At 58.2% G+C, this 15,564-nt stretch carries 16 protein-coding genes; all 16 read right to left on the bottom strand.

Going from position 1 to position 15,564, the window contains the following annotated elements; translation table 11 throughout:
- Positions 1 to 133: 133 nt before the first annotated feature.
- The gene (locus FJ398_17955; protein MBM3839815.1) at positions 134 to 586 is read right to left on the bottom strand and encodes a hypothetical protein; all 453 of its coding nucleotides are present in this window, start codon (positions 584 to 586) and stop codon (positions 134 to 136) included.
- The gene (gene fliN / locus FJ398_17950) at positions 583 to 852 is read right to left on the bottom strand and encodes a flagellar motor switch protein FliN (protein ID MBM3839814.1); all 270 of its coding nucleotides are present in this window, start codon (positions 850 to 852) and stop codon (positions 583 to 585) included. Before fliN ends, FJ398_17955 begins: the two co-directional genes overlap by 4 nt.
- Positions 853 to 866: 14 nt before the next feature.
- Complete coding sequence (locus FJ398_17945) at positions 867 to 1,850, bottom strand: hypothetical protein (GenBank protein MBM3839813.1); 984 nt, start codon at positions 1,848 to 1,850, stop codon at positions 867 to 869.
- 8 nt (positions 1,851 to 1,858) lie between these two features.
- The gene (locus FJ398_17940; GenBank protein ID MBM3839812.1) at positions 1,859 to 2,650 is read right to left on the bottom strand and encodes a flagellar basal body-associated FliL family protein; all 792 of its coding nucleotides are present in this window, start codon (positions 2,648 to 2,650) and stop codon (positions 1,859 to 1,861) included.
- Between the two features lie 11 nt (positions 2,651 to 2,661).
- Complete coding sequence (locus FJ398_17935; protein MBM3839811.1) at positions 2,662 to 3,588, bottom strand: flagellar hook-basal body complex protein; 927 nt, start codon at positions 3,586 to 3,588, stop codon at positions 2,662 to 2,664.
- A gap of 28 nt (positions 3,589 to 3,616) precedes the next feature.
- Positions 3,617 to 4,060, bottom strand: a complete 444-nt coding sequence (locus FJ398_17930) for a hypothetical protein (GenBank protein ID MBM3839810.1) — start codon at positions 4,058 to 4,060, stop codon at positions 3,617 to 3,619.
- A gap of 3 nt (positions 4,061 to 4,063) precedes the next feature.
- Positions 4,064 to 6,385 (bottom strand): hypothetical protein, encoded by a 2,322-nt coding sequence (locus tag FJ398_17925; protein MBM3839809.1) that lies wholly within the window; start codon positions 6,383 to 6,385, stop codon positions 4,064 to 4,066.
- 779 nt (positions 6,386 to 7,164) lie between these two features.
- A complete protein-coding gene (locus FJ398_17920; protein MBM3839808.1) occupies positions 7,165 to 7,923 on the bottom strand; it encodes a hypothetical protein in 759 nt (252 codons plus the stop codon).
- A 7-nt stretch (positions 7,924 to 7,930) separates the two neighbouring features.
- Entirely contained in the window at positions 7,931 to 8,389 is a 459-nt protein-coding gene (gene fliJ / locus FJ398_17915; GenBank protein MBM3839807.1) for a flagellar export protein FliJ, read from the bottom strand.
- A 155-nt stretch (positions 8,390 to 8,544) separates the two neighbouring features.
- Complete coding sequence (locus FJ398_17910; GenBank protein ID MBM3839806.1) at positions 8,545 to 9,927, bottom strand: FliI/YscN family ATPase; 1,383 nt, start codon at positions 9,925 to 9,927, stop codon at positions 8,545 to 8,547.
- On the bottom strand, positions 9,924 to 10,583 hold the full coding sequence (locus FJ398_17905) for a hypothetical protein (protein MBM3839805.1): 660 nt from the start codon (positions 10,581 to 10,583) through the stop codon (positions 9,924 to 9,926). The genes FJ398_17910 and FJ398_17905 overlap by 4 nt, the downstream gene beginning before the upstream one ends.
- Before the next feature lie 10 nt (positions 10,584 to 10,593).
- Positions 10,594 to 11,619, bottom strand: coding sequence for a flagellar motor switch protein FliG (gene fliG, locus FJ398_17900; GenBank protein ID MBM3839804.1), 1,026 nt, complete (start codon positions 11,617 to 11,619; stop codon positions 10,594 to 10,596).
- Positions 11,620 to 11,628: 9 nt separating this feature from the next.
- On the bottom strand, positions 11,629 to 13,380 hold the full coding sequence (gene fliF / locus FJ398_17895) for a flagellar M-ring protein FliF (protein MBM3839803.1): 1,752 nt from the start codon (positions 13,378 to 13,380) through the stop codon (positions 11,629 to 11,631).
- A gap of 73 nt (positions 13,381 to 13,453) precedes the next feature.
- Positions 13,454 to 13,840, bottom strand: a complete 387-nt coding sequence (fliE, locus tag FJ398_17890) for a flagellar hook-basal body complex protein FliE (GenBank protein MBM3839802.1) — start codon at positions 13,838 to 13,840, stop codon at positions 13,454 to 13,456.
- A gap of 25 nt (positions 13,841 to 13,865) precedes the next feature.
- Complete coding sequence (gene flgC, locus FJ398_17885; GenBank protein MBM3839801.1) at positions 13,866 to 14,294, bottom strand: flagellar basal body rod protein FlgC; 429 nt, start codon at positions 14,292 to 14,294, stop codon at positions 13,866 to 13,868.
- Positions 14,294 to 14,755 carry a flagellar basal body rod protein FlgB gene (gene flgB, locus FJ398_17880; GenBank protein ID MBM3839800.1) on the bottom strand — a complete coding sequence of 154 codons (462 nt, stop codon included), beginning with the start codon at positions 14,753 to 14,755 and terminating at the stop codon, positions 14,294 to 14,296. Before flgB ends, flgC begins: the two co-directional genes overlap by 1 nt.
- Between the last annotated feature and the right edge of the window lie 809 nt (positions 14,756 to 15,564).

Here is a 15,564-nt window from a genome sequence, read left to right as displayed (position 1 = left end):
CTTTTGTCCGTGGCCTGCGTTGGCTCGGTCCTTACAGCCCGCGTTGGGGATGCTCGGACCTCGCCGCCTTGGCCACAGCCAAAATCCCTCGCCGCAGGACCCCGCGCAATTTTCGGACACGCTCTGAGAGTTTTCACGCCTTGGGTTCCTGGGCGGCCTTCAATTGATCCGCGAAACTGGATCGCTCTGGGGCGGTTTCGGCAGCCGGCAGCGCCTCGGGCAATTCGGCCAACAAGCTGACACCGGTGGCTGAAGTCGCGAGAAGAAAGCGTTGTTGATTGTAGCCCACGACCCAGAGGCTGTTTCGATAGCCGAGCGACCGGTTTTCCAGAACCTGCAACTGGCTCGAACTGCCTTTGTACAGCGTAAAAAAACGGGAGCGCTTGAATAGCCAAGCACCGAGAATGAAAACAGAAACGACAAAAATGAACGCCCCCAGCATCTGGACGAACCGCTCCAGAAAATCCCCCGAACCGGACGAGAATTGGGATGGGGCATTTGTGTCAACAACCGCGGCGGGAGCAGCAACGGTCAGGGATAAGATCAGCCACGCGCTCAGACCGAAACACCGACAATGGGCTTTCATGTTCCCGCGGTTTTGGACATGATCTCGGTAATCTTAATCCCAAAATTGTCTTCCACCACGACGACTTCTCCGCGAGCCACCAGTTTTTGGTTCACGTAAAGGTCCACGGACGCGTTGGCCGACTTGTCCAACTGGACGACGGAGCCGACGTTCAACTGCAACAGATCCCGCATGGAGATCTGGCAACCGCCCAGCTCGACCGTCAGTTTGATGGGCACATCCAGGAGGAACTCCAGACTCGGAATGTTTTCGGCGGTCGTGCTCATAAGTTGTCAGAGGGCTAGGAGGACAGAATGCCGGTCACTTCAACGGCGCCTTTGTTTCCCGAACTCCCCAACCGGCCGAGGTACTTCGGGATGCCCGCCAGGCAAACCTGAACCTGGTTCAGTTGACTCGAATCGAGCGGAACGATGTCGCCCACTTGAAAATTCAGCAGGTCACGCGTCTTGATTTCCAGCTCCCGCCACTCAGCCGTCAGCGGAATCTTGATCTCGTCGAATCCCGAATTCCATCGCGGCACCGAGATTTCCCGCGTTTCCTTCTTCACGGTATCGACTTCGATTGAGAGGTGGCGAATCAGCGGTTCGACCATCTTCACCGGCATGACCATCAGCATCTGCTCAATGCAATCGCCAATGCCCGCCTCCATCTTGAGCATGAAGAAGCTCTCGTCGGCCTCGCCGATCTGGAGAAAGCGCGGATTGCTCTCATGGCCCAGGAGAGTGGCTTTCAGATGATCCCCGCTCTTCCAGGCCGAGCACCATTCGTTGAGCGCGATCTGCGCCATTTGATTGACCAGCGCAATCTCGACTTCGCGAAGGGGGCGGTTCGGGTTGACCGAGAATCCTTTGCCGCCCAACATTCGATCCGCCACCGACAGCGCCAGCGGCGGCGGCACATCCAGCACGCCAATGCCGCGCAACGACGGATCGATCTTGAAAAGAATCATGTGGCGCGGCGGCGGCGCGCTATCGACGAATTTGGGCAGCGTCACCGTGTCCAGCGAAAGCAGTTCCAGGGTGAATTCAATGCGCAGGAAGAGCGACAAACGCGCGCCAACACCCCGAATGATGGATTCGTTGTGGGATTTGAACCGGTGCAGCTCGCTCGAAGAAAGCGCCGCAGACTGGCCGAAGGCAAAATTCCTTACCCGATCCGAGGGGAGCGAGGTTTTGACGCCGCGAAACGTGAACACCTGCACGGCTTGCACCGTGGGCGCCGAAGCCGCAGTTTGGACGGGAGATGATGAACCAACGCGAGCCATGCCATGTTCTATTGAACGATAAACTCTGTGATGATGACTTCCTGGATCGTGCCGCGGCCCATAATGTCGTTGAACAGCGCCACCAACTGTTGCCGCAAAAGATTCCTGAACCCCGGCTTTTCCACGTCGTCCAGCGTGAGGCTGGAGAGCGTGCCCGAAGCAACGTCCAGCAACCGCTCTCGATTGAAATTCACGCGCTCGACCAACTCCTGATGCTCGCCCAGCAACGACAGGCGCGCCACGGCGAACCGCGTCGCACTCGTGCCCGCGAGGTTCACGACAATCTTGTCCGACTTCGCCTCGTCTCGCGGTTCGCCCTTCAGGTCGAGCAGCACGTATTTGGGAGAATCGCCTTCCTTCGTGTCGTCTCCCGGATGATAGGCCACGGCATCGCGAGTCAACGGCACCGGCAGTTTTGTATTTCGCCCCGTGGCTTTTGGTTTCTTAGCCCCTTTTTCCTTCGCTCCATGTCCTCCTCCGCCATGGGAATTCTCCGCTTTCGCTGGGGCATGCTCCTTTTCATTCGCCGCCGCCTCGTGTTCTTCGGGTGGCGCAGAAGCCTTCTTCTTGTCCAACCAGGACTTCAACTGAATAGTGCCGATGGCCAGCAGCGGAGTCAGAACCAACACAATGATCAGCGGCAAATAGGAGGCGAGGCCTCCCTTGCCGGCTGGAGCGGCTTGGGCCGGTTGCCCCCCTTCGCCGCCGCCGGCTGGAGCGGCTTGGGCCGGTTGCCCCCCTTCGCCGCCACCGCCAGTTCCATCAGCAGGCGCAGGTGCTTGTTCAGGCGCATCAGCCATACTTTAAGCTGTTATCTGACCAACTGGACGATTTCCTGCAAAATATTGTCGCTTGTCGTGACCACCCGGGCGTTCGCCTGGAACGCGCGTTGAGTCGTGATCATATTGGAAAACTCGCGCGCAATGTCAACATTCGACATTTCCAACGCACCGCTTTCGATGCGGCCCAGGCCGTTGCTCGTCGCAGAGTTTGTCGTGGGAGTCGCGCCGAAGGCATTTGTGGCGGTCGGCGTGGTCAATGGCCCAGACACGGTCAAGCCGCTGAAAAGGCTATTTCCCTGCTTGAGCAGCGCGTTCGGATTCGAGAATCTCTGCAACAGAATCTTGCCGCGAACGAATTGACTGCCGTCACTCAGGAGCATGTTGATGTTTCCGCTCCCATCGATGCTGATGTTTTGGACACCGGCGGTGGCGGCACCGGTGCCGAGTCCCGTGGGCAAAGTTGTCGGCTTATCCAGCTTGATATCTCCTTGTGAGTCCGTGTCCGCATAGGCTGTGCCCACTGCTGCTGTCGCCGCACTGAAGCCCTGAACCCGAAAACCCTGATCCGTCACCAGGAACCCGCTGGAATCTACCCGGAAGCTACCGGCACGTGTCGCGAAGAATTCACCGGAGGAGCTTTTTACAATGAAAAATCCTTCGCCGCTGATTGCCATGTCGGTTGTGACTCCGGTCTGCGTGATCGCACCCTGAGTAAACAAGTTTCGCACGGAGGAGACCTCAACGCCGTTGCCGACCTGCACCGAGGCCGTGCCGGAACGGCTGGCTCCGGCGTCGGGAGTTCCCGCGCGGAGTGTTTGATTGAGCGTGTCTGCAAATTCCACCCGGCCGGCTTTGTAGCCGATCGTGCTCACGTTGGCCAAATTGTTGCCGATGGTGTCGAGGTTCGTTTGGAATTGCCGGATTCCCGTGATGCCAGTGTTGAGTGCTCGAAGCATAATCTCGGTTTCGTGTTGAGGTTAACTGCTAATTGTGGTTCGCCAAACGGATAGTCAGAATGTCGTCCAGGTCGTATCGATCTTCGCCAATGATCAGTTTTGGATCGCTCCCTTCCATGTCGAAACCCTTCACGATGCCCTTCGCCACGCCGGTCTTCTCCGATTGAACGACGACTTCCCGATCCAAAAGCGACATGGCCTGCAAAATCTTCTGCTGGGATCTCATCTGCGCAATGTCCGCCGTCATCCCTTTGGTCTGCTCCAGGCTCGTGAACTGCGCCATCTGCGCGATGAACGCGGTGTCCGTCTGGGGCGCCAGCGGGTCTTGATTGGCCAATTGCGTGACCAGCAACTTCAAAAAATCCTCCTGGTCCAGAATCTTCGACGGGATGCGAAGCTGCTGCTTCGTGACGGCTTCCGCCGCTCCGGCCGAAACGGTTTTGGTCAATACATCTGAAGTTGGCGCGATCATACGTTAGGCCCAGCTTTCCCAGCCGTTGCCGGACTTCACGGGTTTCGCTGCCGGCTGCGGTTTCTTGCGCTCCGGAACTTCCTGCCCAAATCGAAAGTCCAGTTCCCGGAAATCCTGGAAGTTTCTTCCCTCATCGCCCGCGTGGTGGCGGGGATTTTGGTTCTGCGGTTCCGAGTTCATCGGATTGAAATTCTGCGACCAGCCGCTTCGGTCGCCGCTGTTTTCCAGCGGCTGCAATTGAATCCCGCGATTGGCCAAGTGCGCCTGCAAATCGCGCCAACTCGGCGCGAGCGTTTCCCAGTTTCCGTTTTCCAGCTTCGCGTGGATGACCAGTTGGTTTTCCTGCATCTTCAAGCGAAGATTCAGTTCCGTCTCTTGATCCGGACGAATTCGCACGACCCAATCGTTCGCGCCTGTGGACCGGAACGTCTCGACGGCGGACCAGATTCTCTCGGTCAATCTGGCGTGGAGATGCGCTTCCGCGCGAGCCGAAGCATGGCTCCCCTCCAGGGCGCGGGCCTGTTCCGCATTATCGAGCCAGGTTTTCGCCGAAATCGCCAAATCAGCCATCCGTTCTGCGGACGAGTCCACCCGCGCCCGATTCAGTTCATTCGCGGCCAAAGCTCGAACTCCGTCCCGGGAAGGGCTGTCATTTCTGCCTGAGTTCGGCAGATTTTTCCCGGCCAGCTCAGTGCGAGGCTCGTAATCTTTGGTCGAAACCATGTGCTCAGGGTGTTGAGCATCTCCTATGCCGCCACGGTCCGACGACCGGTTCAGCTTCGGAAACCGAATCTCCGGTTTCGCGACGGAGCCGCCGGAAGTCAAATCCACTTGCACGACCTTCACGGAATCGGCCGCTGGCAAGCGTTCGGAAATTGCGTGTGCTTTGGCGGGTAATTCATTCCTGGTCGCCTTCTCCGCCGTGACCTCCGGTTCCGTCTGAGCGGCAGCCGCCGTCAATTGTTCCGGAGTTCTCGGTGCGTCACCTGATGGCTGAGGTGCCCCAGATTGGCCAGGCGGATTCGGGTTGGCTGTGTGAGCACCGGCTACAACGGCTTCGCTTGAGCTGACGCCTGCAAGCGGCGCCAGTCCAGGAAAGCGTGTGAAAGCCTGCAAGCCTGTCGTGTTCGGGTCGGCCGGCCCTTCGGCCTGCAGAGCGCCAAGCGATGCAGGTTTTGCCGCAGTCTGGATGGTTGCCGGGTTGCTTGCCGCCAGATTCAAGGCCGGATTGCCGTGGGTTTCACGAGTCGGAGACGTGAACCGTGGAAAACCACTTTGAACTTCCGCGGCCACTGCGGGCTCAGTTGGGAGCGGCTTGAGTCGAGAGTTGAGAGGTCGTTGATCCACGGTTTCAAGCGCACAATCAAAGGGCTCAGTTGGGAGCGGCTTGAGGTGAGAGTTGAGAGCGCGGGCTTCACCGTTCGTTCTCGCGGTCACCGCAAGGCTTCCAGGAACACCGGGTGCGGGAAAGGCTGAAGGCTGCGCGGCAACTGACGCTTGCGAAACTGCGGTTTTGGAAATCTGCGGCCCGGATGATTCGTCCGCCGGCGCGCTGTCCTTCGGCGTAACGCCCAAGTTGATGCGGTCGCCATGGCGCGCGGCAGAACGCGTCGCGTGGTGCGGATGGGTGATCGCTTTCTGCAAATCCTGAGATGGAATCGGGCTGGTGGCCGCGACCGCTCCCGGGTCGGCCTGAAGAGGCGCAGTGCCCGCGTAAACCTGATTCACGGCACTCACGCTGTTTGCGTAGGATTCGACACCTGGCACGTTGGTGTTGACGGAAGTTTTCGGAATGCCAGCAGTGTTCCCGTTGGCGTGGGCGAGCTTGTTTGCCGGCGCAATAGAAGGGATCTTGACGATCGGGGCTGCTGAATGATGCGCGGTCGTCTGTGAGTTGGGGTTGTCTGCCTTAGCTTCGGGCTGAGTGGAATCGGTGGCTTTAGAGACAAGCTGGATAAGCGGTCCGTCAGAATTCGCCGCGTGCGCAAGCCCATTGCCCGTCGCGGACAACACGGGCGGCGCGCCCGGGCCGGTCTGCCTGGAAACGACTTGCTGAGCGCTCTGTATCTGGATGTTCCCTGTCGGTCTCTCCGGGACGCCAGACGAACTGTTCAACTCGGTTTCGAGGTTTTCGATAGACGGCTGGCTGCTGACGATCACCTTTTGATCTCCGGGGCTTGCACTGATCGCTTGCTGCAAATCTTGAGATGGAATCGGGCTAGCGAAGGAAAGGGCGGAAAGGGTTGGCAGATTCTTTGGCGCCTCGGACAACAAGCCGGTCGCGCCGTCCGGAACCTGAGGCTTCAATCCACCTGAGGCAGGCACGGTGGAGCCGGCAACTGATTTTGCCTCTCCTTCAACCAAGGCCTTGCTTGAAAGGGCTGTCAAAACCGCACCTATCTCACCGTCGTTCGCAGAAGAGGGAACCAAATCCCATTGGCCGTTGAGCTTGACACTTCCCTGACTTGCGTATTCCGGCGCCACGGAACCTTGAGCAGAGCGGCCCGCCGTGGTCCCAACTGGAGCAAGCGTGGGGTAGTGCTTTTGAAATGACAGAATGGGCCGGCCAGGTTGAGCGGTCTGCTGATCCGAATCTCCCACGGCGGCAACGCCCGAAAGCGCTGTATTCGCGGCCGAGCCAGCCTTGGTTTTGACAGCAGCCAATGGCGCCAACGGTGCGCCCAGCATCAACATGGACTGGACTGCTTGAACGCCGGCTGACTGCGCTGCGTCCAGCTCGTTGGCGGCGGACTGATCCTGGCTTTTGTCCTGGCTGCGACTCTCGTCTGTTCCCTGCTGACCAATCGACTCCGGTGTGTTCCCGGCGGAGCTATTGCCAGCCGTCGTCGCCACGTATGTTGGGGACGGAGCAGAAGCCGAAACGACTGCCGAATCGTTTGAAGAAGAGTTGGCTGGCACGGGCTGGTCTCCCGGATTTTGGTTACTGCCTCCGGTCTGAATCGTGAGGGCTCCGGGCGAAGCGCTGGACAAAAACGACTCAAAAGAACCGGCAAACGCGTCAGCGCCCGACGGAGCCGAGGCGAGTCCGTTCAGGAGCTTTTCCGCGTTCTGGTTTGGGTTGGTCTTATCGACAGGAAGAATATTCATTTCGTCCCTGGAAGCTTGGGCATCTCGCCGAGTTTGCGAATCTTCTGGCTGATCTCAGTGGCTTTGCCGGTGTCCTTGGTGAGACTGTTCGTGGCAAAATTCTCCAGGATGGCCGCCTGATCTTTGTAGGCCATGAAAAACAGGAGCCGCGCGATATCATCCACTTCCATACCGTTAAGAATCTGAACCGCTGAAGCCGGGGGCATATTGGTTCCGGCATAGACTTGGGCCAAACCTCTCACCCGAGCTTCCTCATTGGTATATCGAACGGTCATCTGGTTGGTCAGCTCCTTCATCATGGCTGCTTTGGCTTCGAGCACCTTTTGCGTGAGCACTCCGATCTCCTGTTTTTGTTGCGCCAGAAAACGCGCAAACTCCTGCAACTGGTGCTCTTTTGCCAGCAAAGCCGCTCTCTCGCGGCGAAGCTCGTCTCGGAGAGTCTTAACGTCCGGATTGTTGAACGAAAGTGCCCCCGGTTCCCCTATGGCGCCGGAAAAGGCGGCGGTGGCGCTGGGGGCGGGAGTGGAAGGCTTGTGCGAGTCTTCGGCTGCGCCAGGAGCTTTCTCGCCATGGGACTCACCCGCGGCGGCTTCCGTGACCGCATTGGTGGCGGTCGAAACCGCGTTGGTATCCCCAGAGCGGGCCGCGGGTTGCGTTTCGGGTTTCTGGAAGATCAACATCACCGCCATGGTGATGGCGAATGCGACCACGCCAATCACGGCGGCGAACCATTTGTTTGTCAAAAGTTTTGTCATACCTGAATTACCTCCATTTCAAGGCGAAATCGCCGATGGATTTCAGGGTCGCCAGATCGTCAAGCATTCTTTGTTCCTGCCGCGCGGTCTGGAGTTGGTGCCGGGCCGACTGTCGCTGATGGACCTTTTCCACAATCTCCCGCTGCTGGCGGGCTTCGAGCAGAATTCGGGATTTTTCTTCGAGAATCGCCTTCGCCTTTTCCAATTCCGCCTGGCAATGGCGCGATGTTTCTTGCAGTGCTTTAAGGCCTTGCTGCAGTTGCTGCATGTCCTCCGAACTGGCCGTGGTTTTCAGCGTCGCGCGGCGGCGGTCGAACACGCCTTCGATTTCCTCTTGAATCTGCCGGAATCGGGCGGCGATCTTCTCAAACTCCGATTGAGCCTGGGCAAACGCCTCCAATGCTTTCGTCTCGCGATCCATTCGGAGCGTCAGCACAGCCTGCAAAGGAAAACGAAATGCTTTCATGGCGCGCCCAATATCTCCTCAATCGCCACAGTGACGTCCCCAACAGGGTAGGGCGAGTCCGTCTCGGCGAGCCGCTCGACGTGCTTGGAACACGTCCGGATCGGCTCGCTGAGGACAGGCTCGCCTACCCTGGTTTTCACGGAAATTCATGTCCATCAGCGACCTCGTTGCTTTTTGTCCACGGGCGGCGGTGGCGGCGGCTGCATGACATTGCCCAACATTTTCCAGCTTTCGGCAGCCGATTTCGATTCCCGGACTCCCTGCCGCAAGAAATCCATCAACGGACCGTGCAGGCGGATCGCTTGATCGATCACGGCATTGCTGCCGGCGGCGTAAGCGCCAATGGTAATCAAATCCTGGTTTTTCCGGTAAATTGACATGGTTTCGCGCGAATGTCCTACCAGGTCAAGCTGCTCAGGCGTCAGCAAATCCCTGGTCAACCGGCTGACGCTCTCCAGCACATCAATCGCCGGGTAGTGATTCAACGACGCCAGTTCGCGGCTCAAAACCAAGTGGCCGTCGAGAATTGACCGCACCGCATCGGCGATCGGATCATTCATGTCGTCCGCTTCAACCAGGACGGAGAACAACCCCGTGATCGAGCCGTTGTCGTCATTGCCCGCCCGTTCGAGCAGTTGCGGCAACAAGGCAAACACGGAGGGCGTATAACCGCGCGTCGTGGGCGGTTCGCCGACCGCCAGCCCGATTTCGCGCTGGGCCATGGCAAATCGCGTCACCGAGTCCATCATCAGGAGGACATTTTTTCCCTCCGCCCGGAAGTACTCCGCGATGGTCATGGCGAGGAAAGCGGCCTTGATCCGAACAAGCGAAGGCTGATTGGAAGTCGCGACGACGACTACGGACTTCCCGCGCCCGACTTCATCCAGGTCTCGTTCCAAGAACTCGCGCACTTCGCGTCCGCGCTCACCAATCAACGCGATGACGTTGACGTCCGCTTCCGCGTGGCCTGCCATCGTGCCGAGCAGCGTCGATTTGCCGACGCCGCTGCCGGAGAAGATTCCCAGGCGTTGCCCCCGGCCGCAGGGCACAAAGGTGTCGATGGCCTTAATACCCGTCTGAAACTGATGAGTGATTCGATCTCGTTTAAGAGGGTGTGGAGGGGCGAGGTTCAATTCCTCCAACGCCATGCGAGGGATGGGGTCGCCGCCATCGATCGGGTGGCCCAATCCGTCGATGACACGACCTTTCAATTCCGCGCCAACCGGTACGCGCAACGGTGCTCCAGTCGCAATCACCAGGCTGCCGGGATGAATTCCGGACAATTCTCCCAGCGGCATCAGGAGCAAATTCTCGTTTCGAAAGCCAACAACCTCCGCCAACACGCCATCGGGATTGGAGGAGGACTCGATCCGGCAAATGTCGCCCATCGCGGACATTGGGCCGCGGGATTCGACGACCAGGCCGATCATCTGCGCCACGCGTCCGTGTCGTTCGACGAGGGACGAGGTCCGCAGGCGCGTGCGCGCCTGCTGAACCTGGGTCGGCGCCGGAGCGAACTCTTCGACGAGTTTGATCATTCGTTAACGGCCTTCTTCAACAACTCGATCTTGGTCTCGCGGCGTGCGTCCAATTCGCCAAACTTCGTTTCCACGAGGCACCCGCCTCGGCTGATCTTGGCGTCCGGACGAAACTTGAGAATCGAAGCGCCACCTGCCCGGTTCAAGAGCGACGACTGATGTTGTTCGAGCAGAGCAAGGTCTTCAGGATGAAGGACCACGGTGATCTCTGTGTCGTGCTCGACCAGGTTCATGGCCTCCCGCACGTAGGCTTCCACCATGTCCGCCGAAATGGGTATGACCGAGGTCAGTTTGATGGCCGATTCGGCAGCAAGCATGATGACGTCCTTCTCCAGCGTTTTGAACATCTCCGTGACCTGCGCCTGAATGTTTTTGTTCAGGTTCTCCAGAAAACCGACCACTTCCGCGCGGTGGTCCGACTCCCATTCGCGGCGCTGTTCGTCGATCTTTTGAGCGCAGCGCTCCTCGGCGTCGCGCTGTCCGCGCTCGAAGCCAGCCTGCTCGCGGGAACGCAAATCTTCTTCGGTGATCTCCGGAGCCGCGCGATGGGAAGCCTGAGCCTGCGTGCTGCCGCTGCTCAGGCGCGGTTTGAAGCTGGCCAGCCGGATATCCCGCAGATGGCCGAGAATCGAGACGTTGTTAGCGACGTTGACCATACGAATAGGATTACTGACCGCCTACATCGAGCGAGATCTCGCCTTCGGCTTCGAGCTTGCGAACGATGTCGATAATGCTGTCTTGAGATTGTTCGATTTCCCGAAGAGTAATCCGGCCCAGGTTCGAGATTTCGTCCGTTACCGTGTCTGCCGCGCGCTTTGAAATGGCGCCGAGCAACGCGCCGCGCAGATTCTCGTTCGCCGCGCTGAGCGCGATGGCGAGCCTGGAGGCATCGACTTCCCGCAAGATCTTCTGCAAAGCCTTGCTGTCGAGCACGGCCAGATCGTCGAACGTGAACATCTTCATGCGGATAGATCGCACCAACTCCGGCGTGCGCTCGTCGAGTTTGTTGAGGATGTTCTGCCGATGGGTCTTGTCCATTACGTTGAGGACCGCCGCCGCGGATTTAACACCGCCGGTTTGGTTCAACGCCCGGGAAATCTTTGGCCCGATCTTCTTGGAAAGCACTTCACCGACAGTCTCGACAACTTCAATCGGCGTGGACGAGAGCGTGGCCAGGCGTTCAACGACCTGTTCGCTCAGGTGTTCGGCAAGGTTCAGCAAAACTTCCGCGCCCTTCTGCGCGCTAAGGTAGCTGATCACGAGCGCAATCGTCTGAGGTTGTTCTTCTTTGATCAGGTTTACGATGGCTAGCGGCTCCATATCGATGATTTGCTGCATCGTCGCCACGGAGGTTCGGCGGGTCGAAACACGCCCGATGATTTCCGCTGCTTTGAACATGCCCACCGATTTCTCGAGAACCGCCTTGGTGTACTCGACTGAGCCACCCAATGCCGCATTCGCCTGGAGCGCCATTTCCGTAAATTCCTTTAGGACAGCGGTTTGCTGCTCCAAATTCATCAGCGGAAGATTGGCCATTTCTGCCGAGATCAGTTCGCGCTCGTTATCGTCAAAGTACTTGAGGAGGATACTGGCGCTGTCTTCGCCCAGGAGGATCAAGAGTGCGGCCAACCTCTGTAGGTGAGTCATGCCCTCAAAGCCCTGTGTCGTTCCTCGCTGCAAATCGGGAGGCATAGTGCCTTTCTAGACTGGTCCGGTATCCTGCGTCTTCCGGCTCAACCAGCTTCGTGCAGCCTGGCTCATCTTCGCCGGGTTCTCGCGGATCAACTGTTTGAGAACTTCAATCGTAATCCGTTCAGGCGCTTGCTGGCCAAGGCCGAAGTCCATGACCAATTTCGACTTGGCGGCCTGTAATTCTTCGACTTCCTGTTCTTCAGGCATGATAGCTTCAGTGCCCTGCTGGTCCGCAACCGTCTGTGCAACGCCCGATGGCATGGCCATGCCTGCGACCATGCCGGACACACCCGCCGGCGCCTCATAGACCAACTGGCCACCAACCAACTGACCGACTGGAATGCCCGTGGGGAGAAGTTCCTCGGACGAACTGCGGACCAAGCGCCAGAACCCGATCAACGCCGCCAAGCCCAGCACGCCGTAGAGCACCCAACGGCTGACGTTCACGTAGAGTTCCTTCCGCTGTTCTTTGTCCAATTTCGCCTCGAGTTTGACCTCGTGGTCGCGATTGAAATTCACGAGAGTCAGCGACACGTTCCTAACCTCTGCCAAATCTGTTCCGACTTCTCCGAGGGCATTGGCCACTGCTTGCTTCAACTTCAGCGTGGTTTCTTCCACTTGATTCGATGACGCGTTCGCAAACAGCGGATTGCCATTGGTGTTGATCATCACAGCGGCGCTGAGTTTGCTGATGTTACCGGCGTGTTTTGTCAGATTCGTTCTGGAACTGCTGATCGCATAGTCCGTCATCGTATCTTTCTTGGTGACGCTGTTGGTCAGGACAGGGAATTGGCTGGAGGCGCTCTCAGTGCTTGCATTCGTCGTCACACCTGGAACACCCCCGGGCTGAGGAGACATGGTGTTGCTGATGTCCTCCTTGATGCTCTGAGTGCGAAAAGCCTTCTCGTTCGGAGCGAAAAACTCGTCCTCCTTGGTGAGGGACTCATTGTTGATTTCGGCACTGACGCGGACTGTCGCCTGGTTGGGTCCAAGCACCGTATCCAACATGCCTTTAACCTTGTCCTCCAGATATTTCTCTGCGTTACGTTTGAAGGCCAACATGCTGGTGCCAAGGGACATCAGCGAACCTTCGTCGGAGGTTTCCGAAAGGACGTTGCCAGAGCTATCGACCACGCTGACGCCGTTCGCCTTCAGTCCTTCGACGGAGTTTGCGACCAGAAAGCGGATCGCATTTACGGTGGTTTGTTCGATCTGGACGTTGCCGCGCAGCTTGATGAAGACGGCGGCGGTGGGCTTCTTCGATGGATCGACCAGGAGCCGGCTTTCCGGCTTCACGATCTTGACCTGGGCGGACTCAACGCCGTCAAATTTGGCAATCGTTCTGGCCAACTCACCTTCGAGAGCGCGCATGTAGTTGACCTGCTGAACGAAGTCGGACATTCCGAACGCCGGTTTGTCGAAAATCTCAAAGCCAACGCCCTCGCTCTTGGGCATGCCTTTGGTGGCGAGCTGGGCGCGAACGGAGTGTACCTTGTCCGTGTGAACGTAGATTGAACTGCCGCCCGACTTGCTCTCGTAAGGGATATTCAGGGCGTCCAGTTCGGTCATGATCCGCCCGGCCTCCGCGATGTCCAGGCGGGCGAACAAGAGCGCATACGAGGGACGGCTGGACCAATAGACCAGCCCGCCCAACCCGACCAGGACGGCCAGGCCAGAAATGATAATGATAACCTTCTGGTTGATCCCAAGTTGGCTCCAGATTTTGCTGAGTTGTTGGCCCAGTAGTTTTAGCGCCTGCATCTGCGAATATGACTTAAAAGTTTAGGATAAAAACCCCGCCACCCACATACGAACGCGATGAATCCCGCTGGGATTACATCTGCATCCGCATCAACTCCTGATACCCCTCCAGGAGTTTGTTCCGAACTTCAACCATGAGCTGAAAAGATACGCTGGCCTCCTCCATCGCAATCATTGCCTGGTGCAATGGAATGTTTTGGCCGCTCAAAACGCCCGTGACCGCGTCGCCGGCGGCCATCTGCTTGGCGTTGACCTCGTTGACAAATTTGCCCAGGACGTTGTCGAACCCCGCCACGGGCTGGCTCTGCGCTGGAGTCCCTGGAACCGGCAGAGCGGACGGTTCGTGGATATCGGGTGCCGCGATCCCCTTGCTTTTTCCGGTCAGGGATTGAGAGCGAAGATTGATCAGTTCCGACGAAAGCCCGCCAGCGAAGGCGTTGTTCAGAGAAATGGGTGTCATTTATGCCGGGGGCGTGTCAGGAAGTTTAGCGTCGGCCGATCGCGAGAGTCTGCAAGGTCATCGTTCGCGCGTTTTTGACCACGGCCAGATTGGCTTCATACGCCCGCGAGGACGCGATCATGTCCGCCATTTCCTCGTGAATATTGACGTTGGGATAGCGCACGAGATGAGTGGATGGATCGGCATCGGGATGGCCAGGCTGGTAAACTTCGTTGGGCGGGCGACTGTCTTTGATGATGCGAGCGACTTTGACCGCTTGCGGAACGGCCTCGGAATCCTGGCCAAGTTTTTCCTGAAGAAGCGTTTCAAAGCGGACGACTTGCCGCTGATACGGCTGTCCGCCGGCGGACTTGGTCGCATTGGCATTCGCAATGTTCTGTGAAATCACCTCGAGCCGCACCCGCTCCGCCTGGAGAGCAGATACAGAACTATCAAGACCTGGCATCAATTTCATCATGCGTTACGTCCTTGGATCGCAGATCTCAGCTTCATCAACGACGACGAGAGGAACTGCGTCTGCATTGTGTGATTCAGCGTGTTCTGCTGCATGGCGACGAGCTCTTTTTCGAGCTGGACCGTATTGCCGTCGCGGTTGGGGGACACGGCGTTTTTGTCCATGACAATCCGGGGCTGGAGGCGGGCGATTTCTCTCGCGTCGCGCGCCGCCACGGCTCGGCTTAGTTCCTCGCCGAAATTGGATTCAACGTCGATCCGCTTATAGTTTGGCGTCTCCAAATTCGCCATGTTGCTCGCAATGGCCTCGTGACGCAGAACGGTAGCGTCGAGCATTTTTTTGAGCCCTTGATAATTTGTCTGCGTAAAAAGTCCGTTGACCATAACTTTTTGCCGACTGGTGCCAAGCACGCGACGTGCCACGGCGCTCCTTCCCCCGGGCGCCCGATCAACGCAAGCCATTGATCCACGCGAATGTCTTCACGCGAGGCCAGTCTCCTCCTCACTGACTCCGGGAACCACGCTGGCACGCGCAAATCCACGCCCAATTGCAGCATTGCTTGGAGATCCAACGACAGCGGCCATCGCGTCTGTCTGGCGCGGGGAGAAGTCGCCTGAGAGAATTTACAGGCCAAGAGCAAATTTGCCGAGCATGGAAGAGTTTGACCGGCTTCGGCGAATTTCGGATTTCGCGCTGGCAAAAGTTTCCGCGTGTGTCGATTCAAGCCCCTGGTGGATGGAACTTTTTGCCGACGCCAGTTGCGGCGCTTTGGCGAAATGATCCGTGGGTAACGCGAAAGTTAACGACGGTGAAGCGAGGCGCCTGCCGGGCTTTCCTTCGATGGCAGAGGCTCGGCAGGAGCCTCGCCCCACCTTAGTGGTCCATTTCATAAATACGCTCACGTTCGTTGCGCCCAATTTGGCCTGGGGCAAGGCGCGACGAGCGAGCATCCCCCGCCAGTGGGGCTGTGACCGAGGAGCAACGCAGCCCCAGGCAAAATTCGGCGCAACCCGAAGGGCGGCAGTTCTTTTTCGCCAGACTTCGTTGCTTGCTCCTTACAGATCCACTTCGGGATATGCTCGTCGCTCGCGCCTCGTCTGGCCGAAAAATCCCTTGCCGCGAACGTGAGCGTATTTACGAAACGGACCACTTAGCCTGAGGGGATCCATCCGCGCATCGCGAAAACTCCGCCCAAGGACGGCGGCACGAAAACCGCTTCGGCCAATCCGAAGTCAACGATTCGGATGGTTCTCGCCGCAGTCCGCCGAGA

The organism is Verrucomicrobiota bacterium (genome assembly GCA_016871535.1).
In the GTDB taxonomy this organism is placed as follows: Bacteria; Verrucomicrobiota; Verrucomicrobiia; order Limisphaerales; family SIBE01; genus VHCZ01.
This window is presented reverse-complemented; position numbering and strand designations above follow the sequence as displayed.

Excerpts from the sequence above, each read along its gene's own strand:
- FJ398_17955 (MBM3839815.1), bottom strand. The coding sequence starts at position 586 with ATGAAAGCCCATTGTCGGTGTTTCGGTCTGAGCGCGTGGCTGATCTTA.
- fliN (MBM3839814.1), bottom strand. The coding sequence starts at position 852 with ATGAGCACGACCGCCGAAAACATTCCGAGTCTGGAGTTCCTCCTGGAT.
- FJ398_17945 (MBM3839813.1), bottom strand. The coding sequence starts at position 1,850 with ATGGCTCGCGTTGGTTCATCATCTCCCGTCCAAACTGCGGCTTCGGCG.
- FJ398_17940 (MBM3839812.1), bottom strand. The coding sequence starts at position 2,650 with ATGGCTGATGCGCCTGAACAAGCACCTGCGCCTGCTGATGGAACTGGC.
- FJ398_17935 (MBM3839811.1), bottom strand. The coding sequence starts at position 3,588 with ATGCTTCGAGCACTCAACACTGGCATCACGGGAATCCGGCAATTCCAA.
- FJ398_17930 (MBM3839810.1), bottom strand. The coding sequence starts at position 4,060 with ATGATCGCGCCAACTTCAGATGTATTGACCAAAACCGTTTCGGCCGGA.
- FJ398_17920 (MBM3839808.1), bottom strand. The coding sequence starts at position 7,923 with ATGACAAAACTTTTGACAAACAAATGGTTCGCCGCCGTGATTGGCGTG.
- fliJ (MBM3839807.1), bottom strand. The coding sequence starts at position 8,389 with ATGAAAGCATTTCGTTTTCCTTTGCAGGCTGTGCTGACGCTCCGAATG.
- FJ398_17910 (MBM3839806.1), bottom strand. The coding sequence starts at position 9,927 with ATGATCAAACTCGTCGAAGAGTTCGCTCCGGCGCCGACCCAGGTTCAG.
- FJ398_17905 (MBM3839805.1), bottom strand. The coding sequence starts at position 10,583 with ATGGTCAACGTCGCTAACAACGTCTCGATTCTCGGCCATCTGCGGGAT.
- fliG (MBM3839804.1), bottom strand. The coding sequence starts at position 11,619 with ATGCCTCCCGATTTGCAGCGAGGAACGACACAGGGCTTTGAGGGCATG.
- fliF (MBM3839803.1), bottom strand. The coding sequence starts at position 13,380 with ATGCAGGCGCTAAAACTACTGGGCCAACAACTCAGCAAAATCTGGAGC.
- fliE (MBM3839802.1), bottom strand. The coding sequence starts at position 13,840 with ATGACACCCATTTCTCTGAACAACGCCTTCGCTGGCGGGCTTTCGTCG.
- flgC (MBM3839801.1), bottom strand. The coding sequence starts at position 14,294 with ATGAAATTGATGCCAGGTCTTGATAGTTCTGTATCTGCTCTCCAGGCG.
- flgB (MBM3839800.1), bottom strand. The coding sequence starts at position 14,755 with ATGGCTTGCGTTGATCGGGCGCCCGGGGGAAGGAGCGCCGTGGCACGT.